This is a genomic window from Paenibacillus sp. FSL R5-0527 (assembly GCF_038008055.1).
In the GTDB taxonomy this organism is placed as follows: domain Bacteria; phylum Bacillota; class Bacilli; order Paenibacillales; family Paenibacillaceae; genus Fontibacillus; species Fontibacillus macerans.
Genome location: NZ_JBBOYI010000001.1, coordinates 1,259,468 through 1,283,658, shown reverse-complemented (window position 1 = coordinate 1,283,658; position 24,191 = coordinate 1,259,468). Strand labels below are relative to the sequence as shown.

At 54.8% G+C, this 24,191-nt stretch carries 14 protein-coding genes; 6 read left to right on the top strand and 8 right to left on the bottom strand.

Features of this window, described 5'->3' with window-relative positions:
- Positions 1 to 16: 16 nt before the first annotated feature.
- Together NYE69_RS05750 and NYE69_RS05745 are read right to left on the bottom strand one after the other, a co-directional pair.
- A complete protein-coding gene (locus NYE69_RS05750; RefSeq protein WP_036626639.1) occupies positions 17 to 247 on the bottom strand; it encodes a hypothetical protein in 231 nt (76 codons plus the stop codon).
- A gap of 169 nt (positions 248 to 416) precedes the next feature.
- Positions 417 to 1,454, bottom strand: coding sequence for a tellurite resistance/C4-dicarboxylate transporter family protein (locus NYE69_RS05745; RefSeq protein WP_340925041.1), 1,038 nt, complete (start codon positions 1,452 to 1,454; stop codon positions 417 to 419).
- 225 nt (positions 1,455 to 1,679) lie between these two features.
- Here NYE69_RS05745 and NYE69_RS05740 point away from each other — a divergent pair, with 225 nt between their 5' ends.
- From NYE69_RS05740 to mmsB, 6 genes are all read left to right on the top strand, one after another.
- A complete protein-coding gene (locus tag NYE69_RS05740; RefSeq protein ID WP_155620733.1) occupies positions 1,680 to 2,693 on the top strand; it encodes a substrate-binding domain-containing protein in 1,014 nt (337 codons plus the stop codon).
- Positions 2,674 to 4,545 (top strand): cache domain-containing sensor histidine kinase, encoded by a 1,872-nt coding sequence (locus tag NYE69_RS05735; RefSeq protein ID WP_445744751.1) that lies wholly within the window; start codon positions 2,674 to 2,676, stop codon positions 4,543 to 4,545. The genes NYE69_RS05740 and NYE69_RS05735 overlap by 20 nt, the downstream gene beginning before the upstream one ends.
- Positions 4,538 to 5,815 carry a response regulator transcription factor gene (locus NYE69_RS05730; RefSeq protein ID WP_340925037.1) on the top strand — a complete coding sequence of 426 codons (1,278 nt, stop codon included), beginning with the start codon at positions 4,538 to 4,540 and terminating at the stop codon, positions 5,813 to 5,815. Before NYE69_RS05735 ends, NYE69_RS05730 begins: the two co-directional genes overlap by 8 nt.
- Before the next feature lie 437 nt (positions 5,816 to 6,252).
- On the top strand, positions 6,253 to 7,422 hold the full coding sequence (gene chvE / locus NYE69_RS05725; protein WP_340925035.1) for a multiple monosaccharide ABC transporter substrate-binding protein: 1,170 nt from the start codon (positions 6,253 to 6,255) through the stop codon (positions 7,420 to 7,422).
- A gap of 138 nt (positions 7,423 to 7,560) precedes the next feature.
- On the top strand, positions 7,561 to 9,090 hold the full coding sequence (gene mmsA, locus NYE69_RS05720) for a multiple monosaccharide ABC transporter ATP-binding protein (RefSeq protein WP_340925033.1): 1,530 nt from the start codon (positions 7,561 to 7,563) through the stop codon (positions 9,088 to 9,090).
- Positions 9,091 to 9,094: 4 nt separating this feature from the next.
- Positions 9,095 to 10,258, top strand: coding sequence for a multiple monosaccharide ABC transporter permease (gene mmsB / locus NYE69_RS05715; RefSeq protein WP_340925031.1), 1,164 nt, complete (start codon positions 9,095 to 9,097; stop codon positions 10,256 to 10,258).
- Positions 10,259 to 10,948: 690 nt separating this feature from the next.
- Here the strand turns inward: mmsB and NYE69_RS05710 are convergent.
- The 6 genes from NYE69_RS05710 to NYE69_RS05685 all read right to left on the bottom strand — a co-directional run bounded on the left by NYE69_RS05710 (position 10,949) and on the right by NYE69_RS05685 (position 23,998).
- Positions 10,949 to 14,362, bottom strand: a complete 3,414-nt coding sequence (locus NYE69_RS05710) for a GAP1-N2 domain-containing protein (RefSeq protein ID WP_340925029.1) — start codon at positions 14,360 to 14,362, stop codon at positions 10,949 to 10,951.
- Between the two features lie 2 nt (positions 14,363 to 14,364).
- A complete protein-coding gene (locus tag NYE69_RS05705) occupies positions 14,365 to 15,621 on the bottom strand; it encodes a TRAFAC clade GTPase domain-containing protein (RefSeq protein WP_036626650.1) in 1,257 nt (418 codons plus the stop codon).
- Positions 15,622 to 15,883: 262 nt separating this feature from the next.
- Positions 15,884 to 16,531 (bottom strand): beta-mannanase, encoded by a 648-nt coding sequence (locus NYE69_RS05700; protein WP_155620746.1) that lies wholly within the window; start codon positions 16,529 to 16,531, stop codon positions 15,884 to 15,886.
- 20 nt (positions 16,532 to 16,551) lie between these two features.
- Positions 16,552 to 17,844 carry a vWA domain-containing protein gene (locus tag NYE69_RS05695; protein ID WP_340925025.1) on the bottom strand — a complete coding sequence of 431 codons (1,293 nt, stop codon included), beginning with the start codon at positions 17,842 to 17,844 and terminating at the stop codon, positions 16,552 to 16,554.
- A 395-nt stretch (positions 17,845 to 18,239) separates the two neighbouring features.
- Entirely contained in the window at positions 18,240 to 20,609 is a 2,370-nt protein-coding gene (locus tag NYE69_RS05690) for a transcription initiation factor TFIID (protein ID WP_340925022.1), read from the bottom strand.
- Positions 20,609 to 23,998, bottom strand: coding sequence for a tubulin-like doman-containing protein (locus tag NYE69_RS05685; RefSeq protein ID WP_326043895.1), 3,390 nt, complete (start codon positions 23,996 to 23,998; stop codon positions 20,609 to 20,611). The genes NYE69_RS05690 and NYE69_RS05685 overlap by 1 nt, the downstream gene beginning before the upstream one ends.
- Between the last annotated feature and the right edge of the window lie 193 nt (positions 23,999 to 24,191).

The window sequence follows — 24,191 nt, the reverse complement described above, 5'->3', positions numbered from 1 at the left end:
TTACGGGATAACAAGCTTATTGCGCTTGCTCGTAGTTGACATCTTTTTGATAGGAGTAGACAAGCCCCCCTCCTGCGGCCAACAAAACCAAAGGTATAATGACCCACCATAAATTCAGGTCAAAAAGGCTGTAACTGAAATTTCCGCTTCCGGGTCTGAGGTCCTCCAAAGCCGAGACGATAAACCCCGTGCAAATAACGATGACTCCCGCCAACAGCGATGTGCACCCCAAAAACAATTTGGTCATAGACGTTTCCCCTCCGAACTCAAATGCGTTTCCGGCAGGAAAAGCTCTCCCTAGCCAGTGAATATTGTTATGTACTTCCATTATTGCAGATCCCGCCCATCTTATAAAGCTCGGCTAAAACCGGCGGGACGATCAGGAAATAACAAGGCTCCGCTTGCCTCCCGTCTTCTCATCTCCGGGCTTGAAACGAGCGAAATTGGTGGTGAATAAAGCCGGCCATCACGGCTAACCAGGCGATGATCGCGATAACCCCCATGATCCGTGGGATCATGACCAAAAAGGACAGTTCTAAGGCCTGCGATAACTGGTAAGTACTGGTCGTATACATCGCCAGCGGGAACACCATCCCCCAAAATTGCGGATCGTAATTCAGCGGATAACGGTGGTAAACATGACGCCACACCATCAAAATAAACAACAGCGGAATCCACCATGTTCCCGTAATCCAGAAAAACAAAGTAAACCCGCGCAAGAAAGGAAGCAGTTCGGTCAGAAACGGCCAATCCGCCGCATGCAGCATCAAGGTGGAGCCGGCCAGCGTCGTGATCGCCACCGCTCCCATGTTGATCCAATAAGGCGGAGTAAGCGCCGAATATTTCAAGTCGACAAAAGTAAACCGGTAAAATATTAATGTGATGATGTTCAGGTACAGCATACAGCCGAGCAAATACATGCACAGCGCAAAAAACAGGACGATCTCCCTCCCTTCCGCCATGTGCGGGGAAATTAACGTGCCGAGAACGGAAACGGATTGGGTGGCGACGGCGGCGATCAGCCAGGCTCCGTTAATACCTTCGCCCAGCGTGGGCTTCTTTTTTCTCACGGTCACGGCCGTAAAAAAAGTATACATAATAACAGCCCAAAGCAAGATACCGAAGATCCAAAGCCCTGTGGAAATGTTGCCGTTATGCGCCACGATCGCCCATTGGCTGCCGTACACGCAGGTCGCCGCCGTGCAGGTAAAAAAGCCCGGCCCTTGACTGTGGCTGGTCAGATCTTTGCTGACCCGGGGAAAATATTTAATAAGACGGATCAACGTCAGGACCCACAGCATGACATAGATACAGGTGTTCAAATGCAGCAGCAGCCCGGATACAAACGGAGCCCCCAGCAAATGCAGCGCAATGGACAAAGCCCCGGTGGCCATCGCCATTGAAAAATAACCCGGAAACAGGTGTTTGATCTTTTCGTCCATCACCCTTAACATACTTAACCATCCCCGCCTTTTAAGACTTGACTTCCTTCTATTCTTCCCCCGCGCTCAGAAACTTAAATTTAGCTTACCACGATTTAAAATAACAATATTGTGACTGAACTAACCCGGCAGCTTAACGGCGTCGCAAAAACATAATGATATTTTCCGGCGAAACATAGTATGATGTTGTCGAAGTTCATCTCCTTTTTCGGACCTATCTTTTGAAAGGGGTTTCATATGAAAAAGATTTGGATCGTCTATTTGCTGCTGATCGCCTGCTTTGCGCTTTACGTGCTGGATTTCCGGGCGCAGCAGAGCCGCATGAACGAGCAGTGGAGAACGGGCGGCCTGCGCGGGGAAATCGGCGAAAAATATGTCATGGTAACGTTCCAAATGGGCATCGATTACTGGAAAAGCGGGCTGAAAGGCTTTGAGGACGCGGCCCAGGCCTTAAACGTATCGGTGGAATACCGCGGCTCCACCCAGCGCGACGTCCATGAGCAAATCACCGTATTGGAGCAGGTCATCGCCAAAAAACCGGCCGGCATCGCCATCTCCGCCATCCATCCCTCCCTGCTGACGGCCACGATCGACAAGGCGGTCGACGCCGGCATCCCGGTCGTCCTGTTCGACTCCAACGCGCCGGGGAGCAAAGCATATTCGTTCCTCGGCACCGACAATTACGCGGCGGGCGTGGAGGCTGCGCGGAAAATGGCCGAGCTGGCGGGCGGCCAAGGGGAAGTCGCCGTCGTCACCGCCCCGGATCAGCAAAATCATCAGGAGCGTACGGACGGGTTCGCCGCGACGATCGCCGCGGAATTTCCCGGGATGCGGATCGTCGAGGTCAAAAACGGCAAAGGCGATCAGCTCGCTTCCCGCCAGGCCGCGGAGGAAATTTTGCGGGCGCACCCAAGCGTCTCCGGCATCTTCGCCACGGAGGCAAACGGCGGCATCGGCGTAGCCGAAGCGGTGCGGGCGGCCGGGGCCGGGTCTAAGGCGGGCAACGGCCCCCGGATCATCAGCTTCGACACCGACAAAGGCACGCTCGACCTCGTCAAAAGCGGGGACATCGCCGCGACCATGGCCCAGGGCACCTGGAACATGGGGTATTGGTCCCTGCAGTTTTTGTTTTCGCTGAAGCATGGGCAAGGCGGCTCGCCAAATGCCGGGACTGCGCGGATTCCCCGGCAAGCCGACACCGGCATCACCGTCGTGACGCGGCAGAATGTGGATGATTACTATGCGAAATAAACGATACGGGCAAAGCTGGGAGCTGCGCCGTTTCACCCTGAACAACCTGCCGATCCGCTACAAATTGATCGTGCATTTTTTGCTGATCAGCATCCTTCCTTCCATCGGCTTGGGCCTGTTGACCAACTGGACGGTCGACCGCATCATCGAACGCCAAATTACCGACAATACGCTGCAGTTGATCGGGAAGGTAAACAAATCGCTGGAAACCTACGTGGAAAATTTGCAAAACATGACCTACTTTATCTCTTTTAATCCGGAGGTGCTGCGGTTTCTTGAGGGACAATCCGAAGCGGACCACTTCGAGATCCGCAAATTTCTGCAAGGCTTTACGACATTGTACTCTGAAGTGGCCGGCATTTTGGTCGTCAACAGCCAGGGTGACTACATCAGCAACGAAATGTACGCCAGAACTCCGGAAAAGCTGACCGCGGAAGATTGGTACAAGGAGGCGGTGCGGAGCAAAGGCATCTTCAAGGTGATCGGCCACCCGCATCAGCGCAATGTAACGACGCACGTAAGCTACAAGGACAGCGAGGTCGTTTCGGCCGTCAGGGCGATTCTCGACCCCGACACCCAGCAGGTCAAAGGCGTTGTGCTGATCGATTTGAAGCTCCGCGTGATCGCCGAAGCCGCGCAGGACGTCAGGTTGGGCAAAACCGGATATTTGACGGTGCTCGACCAGGAAGGCCAGCCGATATACGCCCCGCCGGAGCCCTACACCGACCGCATTCCGCTGGAGCGGATGAACCTGGAGGGCTCGGGAACGTATTCGGCATGGGCCGGGGGACGCGATCTGCAGTTCATCTACCGTGTCTCTCCGTTTACCGGCTGGACGACGGTCGGCGTTTTTACGATGAAAGAGTCGGCCGCGGAAATGCGGGAAATCCGTTTTTACGTCGTCAGCTTCGTGTTTGTCGTCTGCATGCTGGGCATGACTGCTTCCTTCTACTTGGCCCACTCGATCTCCAGGCCGATCGTCCAACTCACGTCCTTTATGCAAAAGGCCCAGTCCGGCGACCTGACGATCCGCCACTGGAGCGACCGCACCGACGAGATCGGCCATTTGGGCCGCAAGTTCAACGCGATGCTGCAGCAGATTGGCCGGCTACTCTCGCTGACCGAACTGCAGGAGCGGCAAAAACGCGAAGCCGAGCTGCGCAGCCTGCAGGCGCATATCAAGCCGCATTTCCTGTACAACACGCTCGATACGATCCACTGGATGGCCCGCCGCAAAGGCGCGGACGATATCGCCGAAATGGCGGAATCGCTGTCCAAGCTGTTTCGGATCGGGCTGAGCAAAGGCAACGACATCATTCCGCTGAGCGACGAACTGGAGCATGTCCGCAGCTATTTGCAAATCCAGCATGTCCGGTACCAAAACAAGCTGGATTACACGCTGCATATCGCCCCGGAGCTTCAAGGCGTTTATGTCTTGAAGCTGATGCTGCAGCCGATCGTGGAAAACGCGATTTATCACGGGATCAAGGAGCGCCGGGGGCCGGGGCATATCGTGATCGAAGCGGCCGAAGACGGCGGCTTGCTAGTGGTCACGATCCGCGACGACGGCAAAGGCATTCCCCCCGAGCGGCTGGCCCAGTTGCAAAGGCAGCTGCAATCCGCGGGGGCAGCCGCTGCCGAACTCCCTTCGCCGAAGCCTGAACCGGCCCCCGATTCCGCGGATGGCAAGGGGTACGGCATGCTGAACGTGCAGGCGCGGATCGCTTTGACGTTCGGCGCCAAATACGGAATCGCCATTCAAAGCGAATTAGGACGGGGAACGGTCGTGACGGTGACGCACCCGCTGATCCGGGAGAACAACGTACGTTGGGAGAGGATAAACCATGAGTGAGCGTATGGAGAAGGGCATGAACAAAAACAGTCTGTCCCCTGATTTCCGCTGGAAGGTGCTGATTGCCGACGATGAGATGATCATTCGGGAAGGCATCCGGGACAGCGTCAACTGGGAGCAGCTGCGGCTTACGGTTGCCGCGGAAGCCGAGGACGGCGAAGAAGCGCTGGAACTCGCCGTCCGGCATCGTGTTCATATACTGCTCGTAGACCTCAATATGCCGATCATGGACGGCATCGAGCTGATGAAGCGCGTCCGCGAGCAGCTCCCGGGCTGCAAAATCGTCATTATTACCGGCCATGACGAATTCGCCTACGCGCAAAAGGCGATCCGCCTTCAGGTCAAAGATTATATCCTCAAACCGGCCAACCCGGCGCAGCTCGAAAAGGTGCTGCTGCAGGTCCGGACGGAGCTTGAGGAGGAGGCGGAACGGCAGCTCCATTGGCAGGCCGCCTCCCGGCAAATCTCCCGCAGTTATCCGCTGCTGCGGGAACGGTTCTGCCAGGAATGGGTGGACGGCAGCATGACGGAGGCCGAGATTTTGGAGCAGCTGCAGTTTCTAAAGCTGCCTGCCGCCTGCCCGGATTGGCTTGGCGTGATCCGGCTGCGCGAGCCCGCCGGCGCGCCGGCGGCCATGAAGGAATCCGAACGCCAGCTGTACTTGTTCGCGATCGAAAATATCGCTTCCGAACTGCTCTCCTCCTACCCCAAGGCGATATTCCGCGACCCGTTCGGACTCATCGTCGTACTGCTGTGGAGCCTGGAGGCGGAAGCGGATTTCCACCGCATCGAAACCGCGGTGCGGGCCAACCTGAAGATCGCCGTCGACGTTCATCTGGCCGAAGGCGGCAGCGGCGGCGGAGTGACGGACCTGCCCGCCGTTTACCGCAGCGGCAAAGCCGCGGTGATGAAAGAAACCGCCATCTCGCCTTTGGTGCGCCGGGCCAAACAGTACATGCTGGAGCACTTCGCCGACCGCCGGCTGACGCTGGAAAAAATGGCCGGGGCGCTGCAAACCTCCCCCGTCTATTTAAGCCGGGTGATCAAGCAGGAGCTGGGCGCCTCGTTCAACAGCTATTTGACGCAAATCCGCATCCGCCGGGCAGCTCAGCTGCTGAACGCGACGGAGCTGACGATCGCGGAAATCGCCGAACAAGTCGGCTATGAAACGCAGCATTACTTCAGCACGGCGTTCAAACGGACCACCGGCATTTCCCCGCTCCAGTACCGCAAAGGCGCGTTCAACCTCAAAGAAGAAGGAACCGAGTGACCCCCGGTTTCTTCTTCTTTCGTTTTTTTCCCTTTTTTGTCCGGGTGTATACCGCGTGTATACCACGTATATTCTACGCTAACGGACTCAAATGACCTTATTTGCTGATTTCCCGTTACATTTTGTGATCTCCTGTTTCTGCGGCAATAGAGCCCCTAGTGTCCTTTACGCTACATCACCTTCGGCGGCGTCCTTCCCCCGGCACACCTATTTCAAAGCTGTGCCAAAACTTTAGTTGGATTTTTATAAAAAGAGTAGATTCATTGTAAATACGCCCTCCCCTGTCCCTTGCTATACTCATCTTGCAAACGCATTCAAACCATATAAGCCGAACTTATGATTGTGCGGTTGGAGGCAACCGGATGAACTGTTCTTGCCTACTCCGGTACGATTCTTTGGTTCAGCTTATATAGAATTTTCAATCGGGAGGTTGGGTCATGAAAAAATTCACGACAATCCTGCTGGCGCTGGTCGTTGTTCTGACGCTGGCGGCATGCGGAAACGGCGGGGCCGGCGGCAATGGAGCAACAGGCGGCAACGGAGCCGGCGGCGGCAACGAGGCCGGAAGCAGTACCGGCAACGGCGGCAGTGGCGGTGGCGGAAACTCCGGTGCCAGCAAAGGCACGGTTGGCCTCGCCATGCCGACGAAATCGTCGGAGCGTTGGGTGGGTGACGGCCAGAACATGGCGAAGGAATTCGAAGCGCTCGGTTACACTGCGGATCTGCAATACGGGGAAGACGTCATCGAAAATCAGGTATCGCAAATCGAAAACATGATCACCAAAGGCGTGAAAATTTTGGTGATCGCGGCGATCGACGGGGGCTCGCTGACCGATGTGCTGCAAAAAGCCCATGATCAAGGCATTCAGGTCATCGCCTACGACCGCTTGATCATGAACAGCGAATACGTCGACTATTATGCCACCTTCGACAACTTCAAGGTCGGCGTGCAGCAGGCCGCCTACATTGAAGAGAAACTGGGCCTCAAAGACGGCAAAGGCCCGTTCAACATCGAGCTGTTCGGCGGCTCGCCGGACGACAACAACGCTTATTTCTTCTATGACGGCGCCATGTCGGTGCTGCAACCTTATATCGACTCGGGCAAACTGGTCGTGCGCAGCGGACAGACGAAAATGGAGCAAATCGCCACGCTGCGCTGGGACGGGGCCACCGCCCAGGCGCGGATGGACAATTTGCTGAGCGCCCACTATTCGACGGAAAACGTCGACGCCGTGCTGTCCCCGTACGACGGCATCAGCATCGGCATCCTCTCCTCGCTCAAAGGCGTGGGATACGGCACCGGCGACAAGCCGCTGCCGATCGTGACCGGCCAGGACGCCGAACTCGCTTCGATCAAATCGATTCTGGCGGGCGAACAAACGCAAACCGTATTTAAAGACACGCGCGAGCTCGCCAAAAAAGCGGTGGCCATGGCACAAAGCATCCTCGAAGGCACGGAGGCCGAAGTGAACGATACCGAAACATACGATAACGGCGTGAAGGTTGTCCCTTCCTATTTGCTGGAGCCGGTCTCCGTGGATAAGGACAATGTGGAAAAAACGCTGGTCGAGACCGGTTATTACACCAAAGAGGAGCTTGGCTTGTAGCCCCGCGGCCGGAGATACGCGGACTACGGAAATGGCATCACAGCAAGCCGGTACAGCGGCAAACCGGCTCCCGCGGCGGACGGCTTTCCCGGCCGCCGCTGTTTTACATCAACGCGGCAGAAAGGCAGGTGGCGGCACTTGCGAAAACTTATTTTGGAAATGAGGGGCATCACCAAAACGTTTCCCGGCGTCAAGGCGCTCAGCGACGTCAATTTACAGGTAGCGGAAGGCGAAATCCACGCGCTTTGCGGGGAAAACGGTGCCGGAAAATCTACCCTGATGAAAGTGTTAAGCGGCGTTTATCCGCATGGCACCTATGAGGGGGACATTTTGTTTAACGGCCGGTTTTGCGAGTTTAAGGATATCAAGCAAAGCGAACAGCTCGGCATCGTCATTATCCATCAGGAGCTGGCGCTGATCCCGTATCTGTCGATCGCGGAAAATATTTTTCTCGGCAACGAACAAAAAAAGCGCGGGCTTATCGACTGGAACGAAACGACGATCAAAACGCGGAAGCTGCTCGAAACCGTCGGGCTGGACGAATCGCCGGCCACCCGGGTGCTCGATCTCGGCGTCGGCAAACAGCAGCTGGTGGAGATCGCCAAAGCGCTGGCCAAACAGGTCAAGCTGCTCATCCTGGACGAACCGACGGCGGCGCTCAACGAAAGCGACAGCGAAAACCTGTTGGCGCTCATCCTGGAGCTGAAAAAACAAGGCATCACCTCGATCATCATCTCGCACAAATTGAACGAAATCAGCAAGGTGGCCGATGCGATCACGATTTTGCGGGACGGCAAAACGGTCCAAACGCTCGATATGAAGGCGGATCAGGTGACCGAGGACATGATTATCAAAGGCATGGTCGGACGCGATTTAACCCATCGATACCCTGAACGCGAACCCCGTATCGGCGAAGTAATCTTCGAGGTTCGGGGTTGGGAAGCCTACCATCCGCAGCAGGAGGAGCGGAAGGTGCTGGACGATATCAACCTGACGATCCGCCGCGGCGAAATCGTCGGGATCGCCGGCTTGATGGGCGCGGGCCGAACGGAGCTGGCGATGAGCATCTTCGGGCGTTCTTACGGCAGGCAAATTAAAGGCCGGCTGTTCCTGCACGGAAAAGAGGTCCGGTTCGACTCCATCAGCCAGGCTATTGCGCACGGCGTCGCTTATGTCACCGAGGACCGCAAGCAATACGGCCTGATCCTGATCGACGATATCAAGCGGAATATTTCGCTCACCAGTCTTGGCAGGCTGTCCCGCCGCGGCGTCATTCACGAACAGGAGGAAGTGCTTGTCGCGGAGGAGTACCGGAAGAAGCTCAATATCAAGACGCCGAGCATTTTGCAAAAAACGGTGAACCTCAGCGGCGGCAACCAGCAAAAGGTCGTGCTCAGTAAATGGATCTACGCGCAGCCGGAAATTCTCATTCTCGACGAGCCGACGCGCGGCATCGATGTTGGAGCCAAATACGAAATCTACTCGATCGTCAATCAGCTCGCGGACGAGGGCAAAGGGATATTGTTCATTTCTTCGGAGCTGCCGGAAATTCTCGGCATGTGCGACCGCATCTATTGCATGAGCGAAGGGCGAATCACCGGGGAGGTCGCCCGCAAGGATGCGACGCAGGAAGTGTTGATGAAATCGATGACTCGAGGCAGGGGGTAGGCAGATGCAAGCAGTTAGCGAACTTTTCCGCAAAAATATCCGCCAGTACGGGATGATCATCGCACTGGTGTTCATTACGGTGTTGTTTCAAATTTTGACCGACGGGATTCTGTTGAAGCCGCTGAATATCACGAACTTGATTTTGCAAAACAGCTACATTCTCGTGCTGGCGATCGGCATGGTGCTCGTCATCATCACCGGACACATCGATTTGTCCGTCGGTTCGGTCGCGGCCTTTATCGGCGCGCTGGCGGCGATCATGATGGTCGACTGGCAAGTGCCCACGTTTCTGGCGGTGATCCTTGCGCTGATCATGGGGGCGCTGATCGGAGCCTGGCAGGGCTTCTGGGTCGCTTACGTCAAAATCCCGGCGTTTATCGTGACGCTGGCCGGCATGCTGCTGTTCCGCGGCCTGACGATGATTGTGCTGGGCGGGCAGTCGATCGCACCGTTTCCGAAATCGTTCCAACGCATCAGCTCCGGGTTCATCCCCGACTGGTTCGGCGGCGGCGGGCTGCACGTATTAACGGTCGTGCTCGGCATCCTGCTGTCCATTTTGTACATCTGGCAGGAATGGAAGGAGCGCCGGACGCAGATAAAGTATCAGTTTGAAGTGCCGCCGATGTGGACGTTTATGCTGCAAATCGCCGTGCTGGTGGCGGTGATCAATCTTTTTACCCTGGTACTGGCCACCTATAACGGCATTCCGAACATTCTGATCATCCTGTTCTTCCTGATCGTCATCTACTCCTTCGTGATGAACCGCATGGTCCCCGGCCGGCATATCTACGCGCTCGGCGGCAATGAGAAGGCCGCCACGCTGTCGGGGGTCAAGACGAAAAAAGTGACGTTCTGGGTGTTCGTCAACATGGGCGCGCTGGCCGCGCTCTCCGGCCTCATCTTCGCCGCCCGGCTCAACTCGGCCACGCCGAAGGCCGGCACGAACTTTGAGCTGGACGCCATCGCAGCCTGCTTTATCGGCGGTGCCTCCGCTTCCGGCGGCATCGGCACCGTAGTCGGCGCGATCATCGGCGGGCTCGTCATGGGCGTGATGAACAACGGCATGTCGCTCATCGGGCTTGGCGTCGACTGGCAGCAGGGCATCAAAGGGCTCGTCCTGCTCCTCGCCGTGGCATTCGACATCTACAATAAGTCGAAGACGAATTGATACGGTTGGTCAGGCTACTGCAAAACAAACAGGCCCCGCCTCGGAAATCCGGACGGGGGCCTGCTCGCTTTTCGTAAAAATTACCTTTCCCCCAACTCCTTGCTGGGAAATGGCTGTTACAGCGTGTCTACTTTCTAGTTTACATCCAAATAGCGGTAATTTAAGTCGTTATTTTGATCATATTGCCCCACTCTCGTCAAATAGCGGAACTTTTTGTTCCTATTTGGGGGCCAAGATGGAAAAAGGGGGCCCAGGGCCCCCTTCCACTAAAAATAGCGGCAAAAAATTCCTCTATTTTATCTGGACTCCCTACATTGCCGATTATAACGCCCTTTTTTACCGCTATTGCCCTGGCCTGCGGCGAGTTCTTTATCCTACTCCCCGTCTGGCATGGGGAGTACGATGGATCGGGGCTTGCGAAAGGCGGCGAAACGCAAAAGTGCAGGCGATTTCCGTCGAAATGACTCGAAACGAGCGTCTCAACTGCAAAAGTGCAGTTCATCCCCAGCCATAGTACCATATCCTTCCAATTTCACACAAAACAAATGCATTTTTGCATTTCACTTGCGCTTTAAGGGCCTTTGGCGGAAAATCAACTGCACATTTGCAATTGATTTGGTTACGCCACCCCATTACTATCGTCAACTTGGCTATCTGGCCACACTTCATAAGCGCACCCGCCGCATACGGTTATTGTTTCGGAGATTCTACTGGAGATTCTACCGGACTCATCATTGACTGGGCCTCTTCGCGAGTAATGACCGTAAACTGTTGATCGCCCAACTTGATCAGGCTACCTGCCGGGACATCCAGCTTCATGCCTAATGAAACCGCAACACGATACGGGTACGCCGACTCCTTCATTCCTTCGCCCCCAGCCCCGATTGACTTATCGGACTTGGGATTGGAAGCATCGTCAAGCTGACCGGTGCCGGATGCTCCGGCTGAATTTGTTCCGGCTTTATTGGTTTTGCCGGCCGGATTGGTCTCGGTGTTATTAGTTTTATTGGTTGCGCCGTTTGCAGCAGTTTTATCAGTTTTACTGGTTTTATCGCTTGTATTGGCTTTGTCTTTCGTATTGGTTTTGTCTTTCGTATTGGTTGCATCGGCCGCGTCGGCTGCATCGGTTCCTCTGGTTCCCTTGGTTCCATTGCCTGCACCCGTTGTATCCGTTGCTTTGGTCGCGTCCGTTGCATTGGTTCCGCCGTTTGAACCGGCTTCCTTATCTCCGGATAGTCCAGAGCCCTGGTCCCCTGCCGTTTCCTTTACACTTTCCTTCGTATTTCCCCCGGCATTTCCCTGCACATTTTCTTTCCCGTTTTCCTTCACATTTTCCTTCGTATCTTTAGCGGCATCTCCCTCATTTCCCCCTGCAGCCGCATCATCACTTTTCGCATCGTCGGTTCCTGCTCCGCCGGCCGCGCCGCTCGGTCCGGTCGTCCCCGCCGTCCCCGAATCTCCGGCACCGGAACTTTCAGCGGTACAATTGCTTTCGTATTTCAAATTCGTAAATTGCTGAGCGGAGCCCCCCGAAGACTCGATCGTCAAGGCTGACGGAACAAAGGCAGTACACTGCTCCGCCCCTGGGAACAGAAATACAAGCGAAGTCGTTTCCGTATCATCGGCACCTGCAACGTTGTCTGCGTAGACAAGCGCCTCCGGTTCCTCTGCCTGAGCAGGCGGCTGGTTTGCTTCAACAGGCGTTTTGGGCCCCAGCATCCCTTGCTGCTGCATCACGAACAAAATACCGGCGGTCACAACCAGACCGGAGGCCAGAACGATCATGGTCGCTCCGACTTTTTTCCCGTTTTGGGCCAAAAACCGCTTCAGCGGCGAGGAGAGCGCCAGACGCGCCTCAGCAAACACCTTCGCCAGCGGCGCTCCCGCTTTCTCGAAATAAAGGGTCCGGTACTCCTTACTTTTAAATGCGCTTCTGTCATATTTGTCAAAATACCTTAACAGCGCCGCGGCGTAGGCTGGAACCAGGCCCTTGGACCCGGCGAAATACGGATGGCCTTGCGACCACAGCATGAACTCGTAAATCGTTTCCTTATCCTTGGCATGCTGATGGAGATACTCCAGCACCTCATCATAATCGGCAAACCCGGAATCGGCGTCTTGATAAAACGCCAGCACGATTTTTCCAAACTGCACCAGCTCGATGCCGGACTGCAGCCACTCGCGTCCCAACTGCTGTACCCGCTTCATGTCACTTGCGGACAAAGCTTGAAAAATATCCTCCATAGACTCACGCCGGGTAAACCATTCGTACAGCGTCTGCAGCATATCGGCATGATTGCGCTGCCGGCCCTCAAGCTGCAAACCGGCAAAAGCATCCGTTCTGCCTAAAAAGGCGGCGGACACCACTTGGTCCTGGGTCAGCTTGTCCACTTCCAGGTCATTCAGCAGCAGGTTTTTGGCGGCCAGCGAAAGAAGCTCCGCCAACTGCGAATCGGCCATCGTCATTCCGCTGTCAGATAGAGGCGTTCTTTCCCATTTGCGGATATTTTCCAGCACCATGTGTACGGCGGACAGCAAGCGCTGCTGCTTGCGAAGCTTGTCCGTTAAACTCTCAACGGCATATTCCTGAAAAGAAGCGTTCCGCAGCAAATCCGGCTGGGCGATCGCCCAGCTATGCACGATGTTCAGAACTTCCTTGGGCCCCTGCGCTTCGGCCAGCTTGTTGCGGATGTAAGGCTCAAACAATCTGTCGGACAGCCCGTCAAGCTTCAGGACTGTGCCAAAAAACGCTTTGCTCAGCTCGGGCTGGCTCTCGGCCAAAGCATACAAGGCGTAAGCAAGCTCTGTCCGTTCTTCCGCCAGCGCTTTGTTAATCGCATGAATCAAATAATTGACCAGCTTGGGACCATAATTCCGGCCATCCAGCCGGTAATAATCCCTGAAGCATTCCACGACCGCCAGCTCGGGGATATTCCGCTGTTTTATCCGGTCAAACTCCCGGTCGAAGGCGGCCAGAAATATATCGTTCAGCCGCAAGCTTGAGTCCGGGGCGTCCGCGGGCTCCAAATAACCGAGCAGCCCCCGCAGCACCGTTAATTTATGATTTTCGTATAAATCCCAACGGCCTTTTTCCACCTGGTAAAACACGCACAGCTCGTGGTAAACGGACAACAACCCCCGGCTTTGCGGCTCCTTGGCCGCAAGCATATCATCCGCGAAGCGATGGAAATCCTCCAAGCTTTCAAGCTCACCCACCGCGCGCCATACAAAATCGAGATAAGGCTGCCTGCCGTCATCCACCTCATCCTGCGGCAGCCGTCCGGCAGCGAGATCGAACACATATTCTTTTTCGATTTCCCGGTCACCCGGCCGCAAGCTTCCGCGCTCCACGAATTGCAGGTGAATATGTTTGCGGCTCTGCGGCTCCTTGGCGTAAGTAAGGAATCCGAAGCGCCGGCGTTGCTCGAACGGCAGACAGGCGAACAACACTTTAAGCAGCGCCGCGGCGTATTGCGTAATCTGCTCCGCCGGAACATCCAGCGCAACATATACTTTTTTTCTGCCTTCGCCAACCGCGGTCATAACGGCAAACAGCAGCCGTTTAAAGCTTTTCTCGTCCAATTTCAGTTCATCCAGCAATTCGCCCGCCGGCAAACCGGATGGGCCGCTTTGCCGGAGCAGCGGGTTCCGCTTCCGCTGCGGGAGATGCTCAAGCTCCGGCAGCACCCGGCCGATCTCCTGGAAATATTTTTCGGCATAATCTGCTTCAAAATAACGGCTGTAGTCGGTGACGATCTCATCCCGCCGCGCCGCCGGAATCACGTAGTTATGAGTAAGGAACGCGCTGCGCAGGCCGGTAAAATCCACAGGCTGATAAATGCTCCGTCCCAGCACCGTATCTCCGCCATCGGTATGGAATAAATGGATCGCCGGCGGATAGCCTGCGGCCTCCTTCTCGCCCCGGGAAGCCAATTCCGCGGGAGCGTCGTATACGCAGAATGGATGGAGCTGCTTCTTGATAAACACGGAGTCCAACCCGTCCGAGGCCGCAACCGTATCAAAACCTTCCGTTCCGCGAAATAACCCGCTCCGCTCCCTTGTATAGATTTGCTGCTGAATCATTGCGGGAGAAACTTGCTTCACGATCATTCTCTCCCCTCAATGTAATTCAATTTGTACAGCAGCCAAATGAACGGTTCGTCCACGCGAATCGGCTGCACGACGTTTTGCAGCTTCTGATCGACCGGATTGCTGCCGAGCGCGGATACCGCAAAATATCCCGTGTTTTTGAAGTAAACGTCCATCGTACCTTTAAAGGGCCGATCCACTTTCTCAATAAAACGGCGGATTTCGCCGTCGATATTTTCAAATTCGGTCACATTAAAATATTTACGATGCACCACATGGTTAAAAATATTGCTGTTCGACTTGATGTATTCTCCTTCTTCATCCTTCAAGGCGTGCAGCATATCGCTTTTCGTCAGCACAACCGCGGTCGGGATGTCCGTTTTCCCCTTATCCTCATAAGCGATAAAATCCCCGAACATCGTCAGTACCACATCGCGCGGTTCATCATATTGCGACACCCACTCGCCCGGTTTGTCTCCGGCGTTGATGCGAATTTTCTCGCGGATGGAGCGGATTTGCAGCGGATCGACCATGAACAGTAGTCCTGAGGAGTTTTTGATATGCTGCCCCTGCAAGCCAAGATAGTCCTGATCCACCATGCCTTCGCCCGCTACATCAAAGAAAACGAGCGTGAGCGGCGGCTTCGACTCATCCTTGAACACAAATTGAAAAATAAAAGGCTCCTGCATTTTCTCTTTCTGGGTCGATGGCAAGAGTTCGCCGCGCTCAAACAGCGGCTCTTCATAGATGGTCCGGAATTTGCGGCTGATTTCGGCGTTAAGCGGCATACAAGCCGCGTCAAAATGATCGGCCGTCGTATTCTGCAGCGTATGAATCAATGAAGTCATATAAACGGATTTTCCCACCTGGGAGGCTCCGATGATGGAAATAATATTGCTGGGCACTTTGCCCGCCGTTACCGGCAGCTCGTTATGACAGTGCGGGCATAATCTGCGCCGGGTCACTTCCCCATAGCGGTCGTTTAGTCCGGTCAGGACATGATCCGAATAGATCAGATGCTCTTCCGGAACGTCCTGGGGGCGCAAAATCGCCTCAATTTCATAGACGGTATCGAGACCGAATCGCTCCCTGTATTTATTCAGCGCTTCGTCCTCGCCAAGCGCGTAGTCCTCATCGTCTTCACGGTAATGCGTCGCCCTGAATACAACTTCATCCGGTCCGAATTTACTGAAGCAATAGGGGCAGACAATATCGTAAAACAACGGCCGCTCTTCGGCCGGGGATTTCTTTTTAAACAAATCAAACAGACCCATCGTGTTCCTCCTCTCACTATATAAGTTGAACTATGGATTGGATGCGATAGGGCAGCCGTGTGAAATGTTCTTACGATCGCTGTTGTTCGCGGATTTTTTTGATTCAATAAATTCAAACAAGGTAGAAATCCGCTCACAAAGGCGACCAAGCGTATGCTTCCGATGCAGCTTTCTTCCAGAAAGCTTTTAGTTTCTTCAGAATCATTTCCCACTCTTGCCTTACTCGTTCCCTACTTTAGTTCAACTTATTATAGTAGCGCAATTATTCCGGAATCAGTTCGTACAATCTCCCGTACTTAGGGCCGTCGGTAAAAAACAGCCGTACGTAATCATTTTTCCCTACCTCGATCGGAGGCAAGGTGCTTCTGCCCGGCGGGAAATCCCTGAGAAAAGGATATACGGTCCCGTCATCGATACTTACCGGATAACTGCCCTGCTTTTTCACATAACAAAGCGCCTCTTTCGGAATCTCCACTTCCGCGAGCACCGAGATCTGCACCGTTTTATATTTTCGCAGCAGACCGCTCTTATGAGAGACGGAATAGCGGATTTTGGCCCGCCCCGTACTGAACTCCACGGTGTTCCGCCCGTCAGGCTGATAGACCAAACGTTTGTCCCCGTCATCCATGATGCAGGCATAAACCGTATAGGCGACGAGTCCAATCGTGTCGATCCGGTCCGCATAACCTCCCGCCGCCTTATACTCTTCACGGGTGTAGAGCTTCAATCCGGCGGCAGAAGGGGGATTGCGGTACTCCCCCTGCCGCTCCCGCTCTGCGGACCGCTTGTCGATATAAACCGCCTGTATTCCTTCAGGCCACTGCCACTGCAGCTTGCAGCGATCCTCATCGATCTTGTAACTAAGCTGCGTGATGAGCGGCAAGCCTTCCTCCGCCTCGACGAATCGCATCGCAATGCCCCCTTTGCCCTTTAAAATCCGCTATTGCGCCGGTTTCGGGCAGGCTCCTGATATCCGGCCGCGCCGTTCTGAACAGCAGCTCCTCTACGGCGCATAGCAGACCGGACACCGTCCGCCGGGACCGGTACGGCAAGCGTGAACATCGTCATCACGGCGGCCAGCACGAGGCAGGCAAGCAGCCGGATCAGCGCGTCTCCCGGTTGCCATCCGCCGAGGCCTTGCTCCAGCAGGACGCCCGCAAGCAGTCCGGACACAGCTCCGCCTATCGTAAAGCTTTTGGCCAAATGCCGGTTATCGAACATCATGCCGAGCGCGAGGCCAAGCAGCGCGCCCAGTCCGAGTATAAACACGATTCGCAGAATCATGTAATACGGGCTATTTTCCATCGTTCCGGTACGCTCCGTCACTAAAGTGCGTTCATCCCGGTTGTTGTCGTATATTTTCTGGAACACAAAGGTCAGGTTGGACGCATCGGCCACATCATAATATTGCCCGCCGGTTTGAGCGGCGATTTCCTGGAGCAGCGCCGCCCCTTCAATATTGCCTCCCGGCGCGCTGAGGCCAAGGCCGATCGTATTTACGGCTACGCCGCGATCCTGGTAATCGGCAAGCACTTGCGGCAGGTTAACGGAGCTGACCCCGTCCGACAGCAGAATCGCCATCGCGCCTCTGGAGCCGGATTGCCCCTTGATCTGTTCCATCGCCGCTTGCAGCGCCTCGCCGATATCCGTTCCCGCATTCGTCGGTTCAAGCGCGTCGATCGCGGCGTTGACTTCGTTTTTTGCACTCTGATCACGGACACGGATGAAAGGCTGAATGAGCACGGGCTGATCATCGAAACTGATAACGGCAACCTGCTTGCCGCTATCCATTTGCCCGACCAGGGACTTCGCCGCTTCATAACGGCGGTCATCCGGATCGGTCTCCTGCATGCTCCCGGAATTATCAATAATCAGGACGATATCTTTCACCGTTCGCGCCCGTCCTACATTCAGCTCATACAAAAACTCAAAAAGCGCTCCCGCGAGCAGGAGCATGACCAAGGTTACCGGAACGAGCAGTTTCCACGAAGTACCGACATACCGCTGCCTCCAGGACGCCCCGCTCAATCGCGGGGAGATCATTTCGGCAATCAGGCAGAATAAGCCGACGGACAAGGCCAGGATGCCAAAATAGAGCCCCACCACGACAAATCCAGGCAGCCTGCCCGATAGCTCGCCAAGCAGCAGTTCGCCGATCACGGCCCCAACCGCTCCGCCGATGAGACTGAACAGCACCAGGAGCCAGTTAATTTTACGCTGCATTCTTGCACTTCCTTCCTTTAAGAGGTAGTTCAAAAAGCCATCTTTTGATCACGAAGTAAACCACGAAGTTATTCGGCATCGAATCTTGAATTCAGCCGGGCCTTCCGTTGCTCACGTACCCAAAACGTACGCTCCGCTACTCAGACCCTAGCTTCATCCAACCTTCTCGGTGCTCAAAACCTGTCTTTTTGAACCTTCATTGAAACGGTAGTTCAAAAAGTCATCTTCCGATCACGAAGCAAGTCAAGAAGCGGATCGGGTGTCGAATCTTGAATTCAGCCGGGCTTTCCGTTGCTCACGTACCCAAAACGTACGCTCCGCTACTCAGACCCTAGCTTCATCCAACCTTCTCGGTGCTCAAAACCTGTCTCATCATAATTTTGGGGGCGGGCAGGTCAACAGAGCTCTGGCAGCCTGGATTGGTCGATTCCGTGAAACTCGTACCCGTTTTTGACATAAGTCTCATAGTACACTTTCCCGTTTACGTAATACATCAGATCTTCGAGGTGGAAGCCCCCCATCAGATTCAGCTTCTCTACGCCGCTGCTGCGCTTCTCGTGCACACAACCAAGCTTGTAAATTCTCGACGACTCATCCGCCTGAAAAATATGCTGCACAAACTCGCTCGTAAAATCGCCGAAAACATATTTTTCCTCATAGCGGTGCTCCTGGGTGTAATCGTAGAGACGAAGCTGGATCGCGGCATTATCCTCCAAAATGCGGTACAGCTTCTTGAACAGCTCTTCCTTGGTAAGCACGGACCTGTTGCCGTATTCTACCGTCACATTGGCGCGCTGCAGCAGTTCCTCCTCGAACGCGCGCGAAAACATCGGCGACGTTAAAATCGCGGTGCGGCATACTCCGATGAGCCGGTCCGCCAACCCCTCGATCCCATGCTCAAGCAAGCGGCGGGAATCCCCCATCATACTGTCCGCAAAAAACGCCTGCTTTCCCCGTTTGCTTTCCCATTGCTCCATAATTTCGGCGGTGACCCGCTCGTAGTACTCCATAATATTCTGGCCGATATAATCGTCCGCGGTCTGGGTGCTGACGAGTGCCGTGTCGCGAAGCATTTGCTCCATCACTTCGAGCTGATTGATCACGGCGCGGTACCGGTCATGCAGTTGCCGAATCGCTTCTTCGAACTTGGCGATCAGCGTTAGCTTCGTTTCCAGCAGCAGGATTTCCCTTCTTCTGGAATAAACCTGGTCAAACAAATAACGGATCAAGCTGCGTAAATTATGCCGGTCCATCATCGGCAGGCGCGGAAAGCTCTGCTCCTCCACCCAGCCCTGACGGAATTGCTCCAGCTCGGCTTTGGCCGATGCCAGCAGCATCTCCGTTTCCCTGCGGCCGTTCCTAAGCTGGTCCATAATGCCCGAAGAGCCATCATCCGCCTCATCCGCGGTCCAGGCCGCCAAGGAATAGATCTCCACATCGGGATGCTGCGAAAGCGACTGCTTGATCGCCGCGTCCAGCCATTCACCGGCCCGGAATTCCTGCAGACGGCGCGCCGCCTCCTCTTGGAAGTTGCTGCGGAAAAAGGCTTCCCCGCCGCCGCCGAACAAAGCTTCCTCGGCTTCCTTCAAAGGCAGCTTGCGGATTGCCGCGTAGCTAATATCGTTCATCATCAAACCATGCATTTCGTTTAAGCGTTCCTGCGAAGGCGTCAACTGCAGGGAGGCGCGATCCAGGGCTGCTGCGTCCACTCCGAAAAAGGCCAGCTTCTCCGCCGCCGATAACCCGGGCTCCTGCTTCATCCTCGTGAGCAATCCCCTGTAAAAATGATACAGAACGGCCAGCGCGATCGACTGGTTCGGACGCTTCACCTTGGACAATCCGGCCGAAACAAAACCCTGCCGCCCGGATTCGGTCATGATGTTGTTTTTGAAGGAAGTATTGTTGTAAGCCGCATTGTTCGCGTGGAACATCTGCTCCTTGTACTGCCTGTTCTTAAGCAAACTAATATGGGATATCGCCTCATAGCAGCCTTGCATTCCCTGGTTTGAGGCAATTCCCCGTTCGTCGCGATCCGATAAAATATAGACGAGATCGAACAATGGCGAAGGCGGATGCGAAACCGGAATCGCCAGTCCGTCCTCGGTAACGTGAAGCGGGGCGGTCAATGCGAAATCCGGCTGCTGCATCAGGTTCAGCTCGCGCAAAAAAGCGACGCCAAGCGAGCTGCTGTATCCAAAAGCTTCGGCCCCTTCGCGCTCGTTGATCAAGGCGTACAAATCCATTTGCACCGCCTTGAACGACTGGCGGAATATCGCTTCCGCGAGCAGCGATATTTCCGGAACCAGCACATTAAACGGATCGTCGACCCGCGTAACGATCGAGAGGCGCACCCGGTCAAAGGCCGGGTACAGCCTTCCGTACTCCGCCAGAGCTCCGCTGGCCTGCCGTAAAACACGGTTAAGCTCCGGCAAGCCCTGCGCATCCGCATAGAACCGCCGGTATAGGCCGGGGCGGAGCGTTTGCGGGTTCGCCTCTTCTTGCGCCGCCACCGGAAAATGATAGTCCAGCAGACGAGCGTCAGCAGGCTCGCCCGCGGAGCCTGCGTATAAATAAATCAATCCCTCGCTGTTTTCCCATTTCTTCTCGTTCATCCGCATGATCGGCTGGATGGCCTCACGGCTTTTGTCTCCGATAAACAGAAACACGGCGGGATAATGAATGCTGCTCTGGTCATCGCCCCCGGTCAGCCGCTCTTCGGACCGGTCATACTCGGCGGCGAACTGCGCAAGCTTCCGTCTGACCATTATTTCAGCCTTCTGCGGATGTCGTTCAGCTTCGCGGCAACCTGCTTGTAGAACTGATACATTTCGTCACCGTTCGCCAGCGCCGCTCTTTCATATTCCAGCGAGTCCCGCCCCTCCAGGAATCGTGCGGCCAGCTCATCGAGCGTTTGCAGGAGCGGCTCGATATTTTCGGAAGCCGTCAGCTCCGCGGCACGGCGCGACGCCTTGCGCATCAGTGTGCTGCGGCTCTTCTCATCCAGGCCTCTGAAATGGACAAACACTTCATATTCCACATAATTCTGGCTTTTCATCAGGTTGGCAAAAGGCTCCCAGGCCTCTTCTTCCGGATCGCGATCGTATACATACAGCGCGCCTTTCTTCGTCACCGTGCCGGTATACAGCGCCTCAATGAACTGCTCGAGCCACTTCTCCTCATCCTGATGCTGCTCCAGCACCGCGTCCAGCTTCGCCGCCATCGCCGCGATTTCAACGTACTTGGCGATTTCCTGCCGTACGGCGGCCGTCAGCTGCGGCGAACGGATCAAATTCTCCTTGGCCATCTCTTCGTTGATGCTGCCGAAGATATCCTTAACGCTCTCCTGCGGAAGTCCCTCCGCAAGCAGCCGCTTAAGTTCGACGGCCGCCCGCTTCACTTCGCCCAAATTCGGCTTTGCGGCCTCAAGGCGCATATCGTACGCCGCCAGCTTATCCTGCAGGGAGAACGGCTTCGTGAACACGACCGAATAACGGCTGCTCGTATTTTGATCGGCGTCCTTTTCCACGATGACCTTTAACGCCAGCGCTTTGGCAAACTCTTCGCGCACGCGGGCATTATAGCTTTTCACGCGCGGGTTGACGTAAGTTTCGCCCCAGGACTTCTCAGGGATCGGCGACGGCAGGTAGGTCCAGTTGTTCTTTTCCGTCTGCACCAGGTGGCGGCCGATGCCTTCTTTATCGAGAATCGTCCGTTCGTAGCTTTCCTCGTAAACCTTAAGCGGCGTGTAGACAAAAAGCGGCACGCCGTTGCGCGTGTTCAACCAGAAAATGCGGTTCTTCACTTCGCTTTCCTTCACCGTGAAATGGGACTTGCCGATCGCATTGTTCTGGTAATTGCGAATCCCCTTCAGGATGCTCGGCGCCTTGACCGGAACGGATACAAACCCCCAGGAAGGGAAATGCAGGTTGCCCGTGCTGTTCGACAAATGGAACACCGGCACGGCCTCTTCATCCAGCTTGCTGGCGATATGGCGCTCGACGAATTTTTCGATCGGCTCATCCTGTCCGTATTTGATGATCAGGAAATCCTCCATCGATTTCGTAATGAGATCGCCGAATTTTTCCGAAAGGAAATCGGAAATGGAGCTGACGATATCGATTTCCTGCTCTTTGACCCACTGGTTCGAGTTGTCCAGCAATTCTGCTGCAAAATCGCGAATGAGATCGTCGACATCCTTTTGCTCCATAATGCCGCTGACCACTTTGGAAATGTCAGGCACGCTGACGATGTTCCAATAGTAGGTTTTGTTGCCCTTATGATCCACCTGCTCTTCGCCGCTCGTCAAAATGTCCCCGTTCTTGGAGAAAATCGAGCTGAGCGCGTTCAGGATTTCCGTGAATACGCTGTAAATGCGGTTGTTTTCCCGGTTCAGCAGGTCGTACAGGTCCTCGTAAAATTCGATCATTTGCTCGGTGCGCTCCACATCCGCGTGGAGCCAGTATTCATTGATTTTGGCTTCAATATAGGCGTTTTTCTTCTTCTCCTTGGATACGAACGCGCTTTTGGCGTCGCCCAGCTTCTCCTGGGCATGATCCTGCGCCGCTTCAATCTCACGGGGAATCCTGAGCAGATTCTCGCGCAGCGTCTCAATGTAGGAGAGCAGCATCTTCAGCAGGCAGAAGCCTTTTTCCGTATGAATCAGCCTGGAGACATAAAACGGCCCCTGCTCCGGATGCAGGAACAGCCGGCGAATCTGGTCGCTGAACTGCTCCAGAAGCTCGCCCGGAAGCTGCTTTTTCGCCTTGATGTACTCTTCTCTGGCCCGGGCCAGGAAGGATTGCTCCAGCTCCGTATCCAGGTTCACGACCTGGGACTTCACGACGTTGGCATAGCTCAGCCGTTCGCTGTTTTCGTAACCCGGAAGCGGCTCGGGCACGCGGGCTTCGAAGGTTTTGACGATGCTGTCCAGATCGACGCCCAGCTTGCGGGCAAACTTCTCCACTTCCTCCTGGGTCGGAGCCTGATGGAACATTTTCTCCATCTTGTCGAACAGACGGTAGGCCAAATAGGTCGTCATCTCTTCGATTGGCAGCACCGCCGAGGAGGCCCCGATAATGTTGTATTCATAGTTGGCCGGATAGACCTTGTTCATTTGCGCAATATTCGTGCGGATATTGCTGATATAGTCATGGATGGCGAATTCCTCGCCGGACTGCTTTTCTTCATTGGCCATAAAGTTCGTAATGTTCTCGGCGGTTACGTTCATACAGTAGTCATAGGCGTTTTCCAGCAGCTTGCCCTCCGTATTGGTCGCCGAGATCAAATGGCACAGGTTGAACGGAGGCAGCGGAGAGTTGACGTTCAAAATATTGCCGTACTGCTGCTTGAATCTTTCGCTGCGATGATCCACGTTCATCCAGTAATCAAGCTCTTTCAGCGCGGCGTAGCCGTTTTTCTTGATGTACTCGCGCGTATGCTCGCTAAGGCTTTTGTTGGACAAATTGATATCCGGCGTAAACAAATAGCCCAGGATATTCACCCGGTCAATCCCGGCCGAGCCGTGATCGCGCTCGATAATGCCGCGTACGATATAAGCGATATCGAGGAAGCAGCCGCTGCCCGTGCCGCCGGACAAGCCGGTAAGCAGAAACACCATCAGCTTCTTGTTGGTGCCCACGGACAAGGTTTTAATTTTCTTGTCGATCGCCTGTACGACCTGGTTGATCTTCGTGAACAGCAGCAGCCGTCCGGCCTGACGGACACCGGCCGCGCCGTTCATGCCGTCGGTGATGCTAAGCTCGGGCGACAGCCAATCCGTAATGTACGGCTCCAAAATGCTGCGGTTTTGCAGCAGGCCGCCGATCTCCGGGTTGGACAGCAGCACGAATTCATTGATCGGATCGAGGCCGATGCCTTTGTACCGTTTGCTGCGATCCTGCTCATTGGTCTCAAACGCGAGAAATTCCACATTGTCCGGCTTATCGCGTTTTTTCTTGGACAACGGATCTTCCGGCAGCCTGAATCTGCGGTTAATTTGATATTTCAAGCGCAGCAGGGCATCGATCCCGGTTCCGCCAAGACCGATAATGAGGATCGGGTTATCAATCGTATCTACTCGAATTTTATCGCTGACGATCCCTCCGCCAAGCGAAACATCCAATTGCTGAATATGCTCTCTAACGATCGGCTTCATTTGTTTTCCTCCTAGAATAGGGTCGATAAGTTGAATTATAGATTGTACGGATAAGGGCAGCCGTGTGAAATGTTCTTACGATCGCTGTTGTTCCCGGATTTCTAGAATTAAGTAGATTCATACAAGGTAGAAATCCGCTCACAAAGGCGACCACTGCCGTTTCTTCAGAACCATTTCACACTCTTGCCTTACA

Bases quoted from the DNA above. Each gene is read 5' to 3' on its own strand.
- NYE69_RS05750 (WP_036626639.1), bottom strand. From the start codon at position 247: ATGACCAAATTGTTTTTGGGGTGCACATCGCTGTTGGCGGGAGTCATC.
- NYE69_RS05745 (WP_340925041.1), bottom strand. From the start codon at position 1,454: ATGTTAAGGGTGATGGACGAAAAGATCAAACACCTGTTTCCGGGTTAT.
- NYE69_RS05740 (WP_155620733.1), top strand. From the start codon at position 1,680: ATGAAAAAGATTTGGATCGTCTATTTGCTGCTGATCGCCTGCTTTGCG.
- NYE69_RS05735 (WP_445744751.1), top strand. From the start codon at position 2,674: ATGATTACTATGCGAAATAAACGATACGGGCAAAGCTGGGAGCTGCGC.
- NYE69_RS05730 (WP_340925037.1), top strand. From the start codon at position 4,538: ATGAGTGAGCGTATGGAGAAGGGCATGAACAAAAACAGTCTGTCCCCT.
- chvE (WP_340925035.1), top strand. From the start codon at position 6,253: ATGAAAAAATTCACGACAATCCTGCTGGCGCTGGTCGTTGTTCTGACG.
- mmsB (WP_340925031.1), top strand. From the start codon at position 9,095: ATGCAAGCAGTTAGCGAACTTTTCCGCAAAAATATCCGCCAGTACGGG.
- NYE69_RS05705 (WP_036626650.1), bottom strand. From the start codon at position 15,621: ATGGGTCTGTTTGATTTGTTTAAAAAGAAATCCCCGGCCGAAGAGCGG.
- NYE69_RS05700 (WP_155620746.1), bottom strand. From the start codon at position 16,531: ATGCGATTCGTCGAGGCGGAGGAAGGCTTGCCGCTCATCACGCAGCTT.
- NYE69_RS05695 (WP_340925025.1), bottom strand. From the start codon at position 17,844: ATGCAGCGTAAAATTAACTGGCTCCTGGTGCTGTTCAGTCTCATCGGC.
- NYE69_RS05690 (WP_340925022.1), bottom strand. From the start codon at position 20,609: ATGGTCAGACGGAAGCTTGCGCAGTTCGCCGCCGAGTATGACCGGTCC.
- NYE69_RS05685 (WP_326043895.1), bottom strand. From the start codon at position 23,998: ATGAAGCCGATCGTTAGAGAGCATATTCAGCAATTGGATGTTTCGCTT.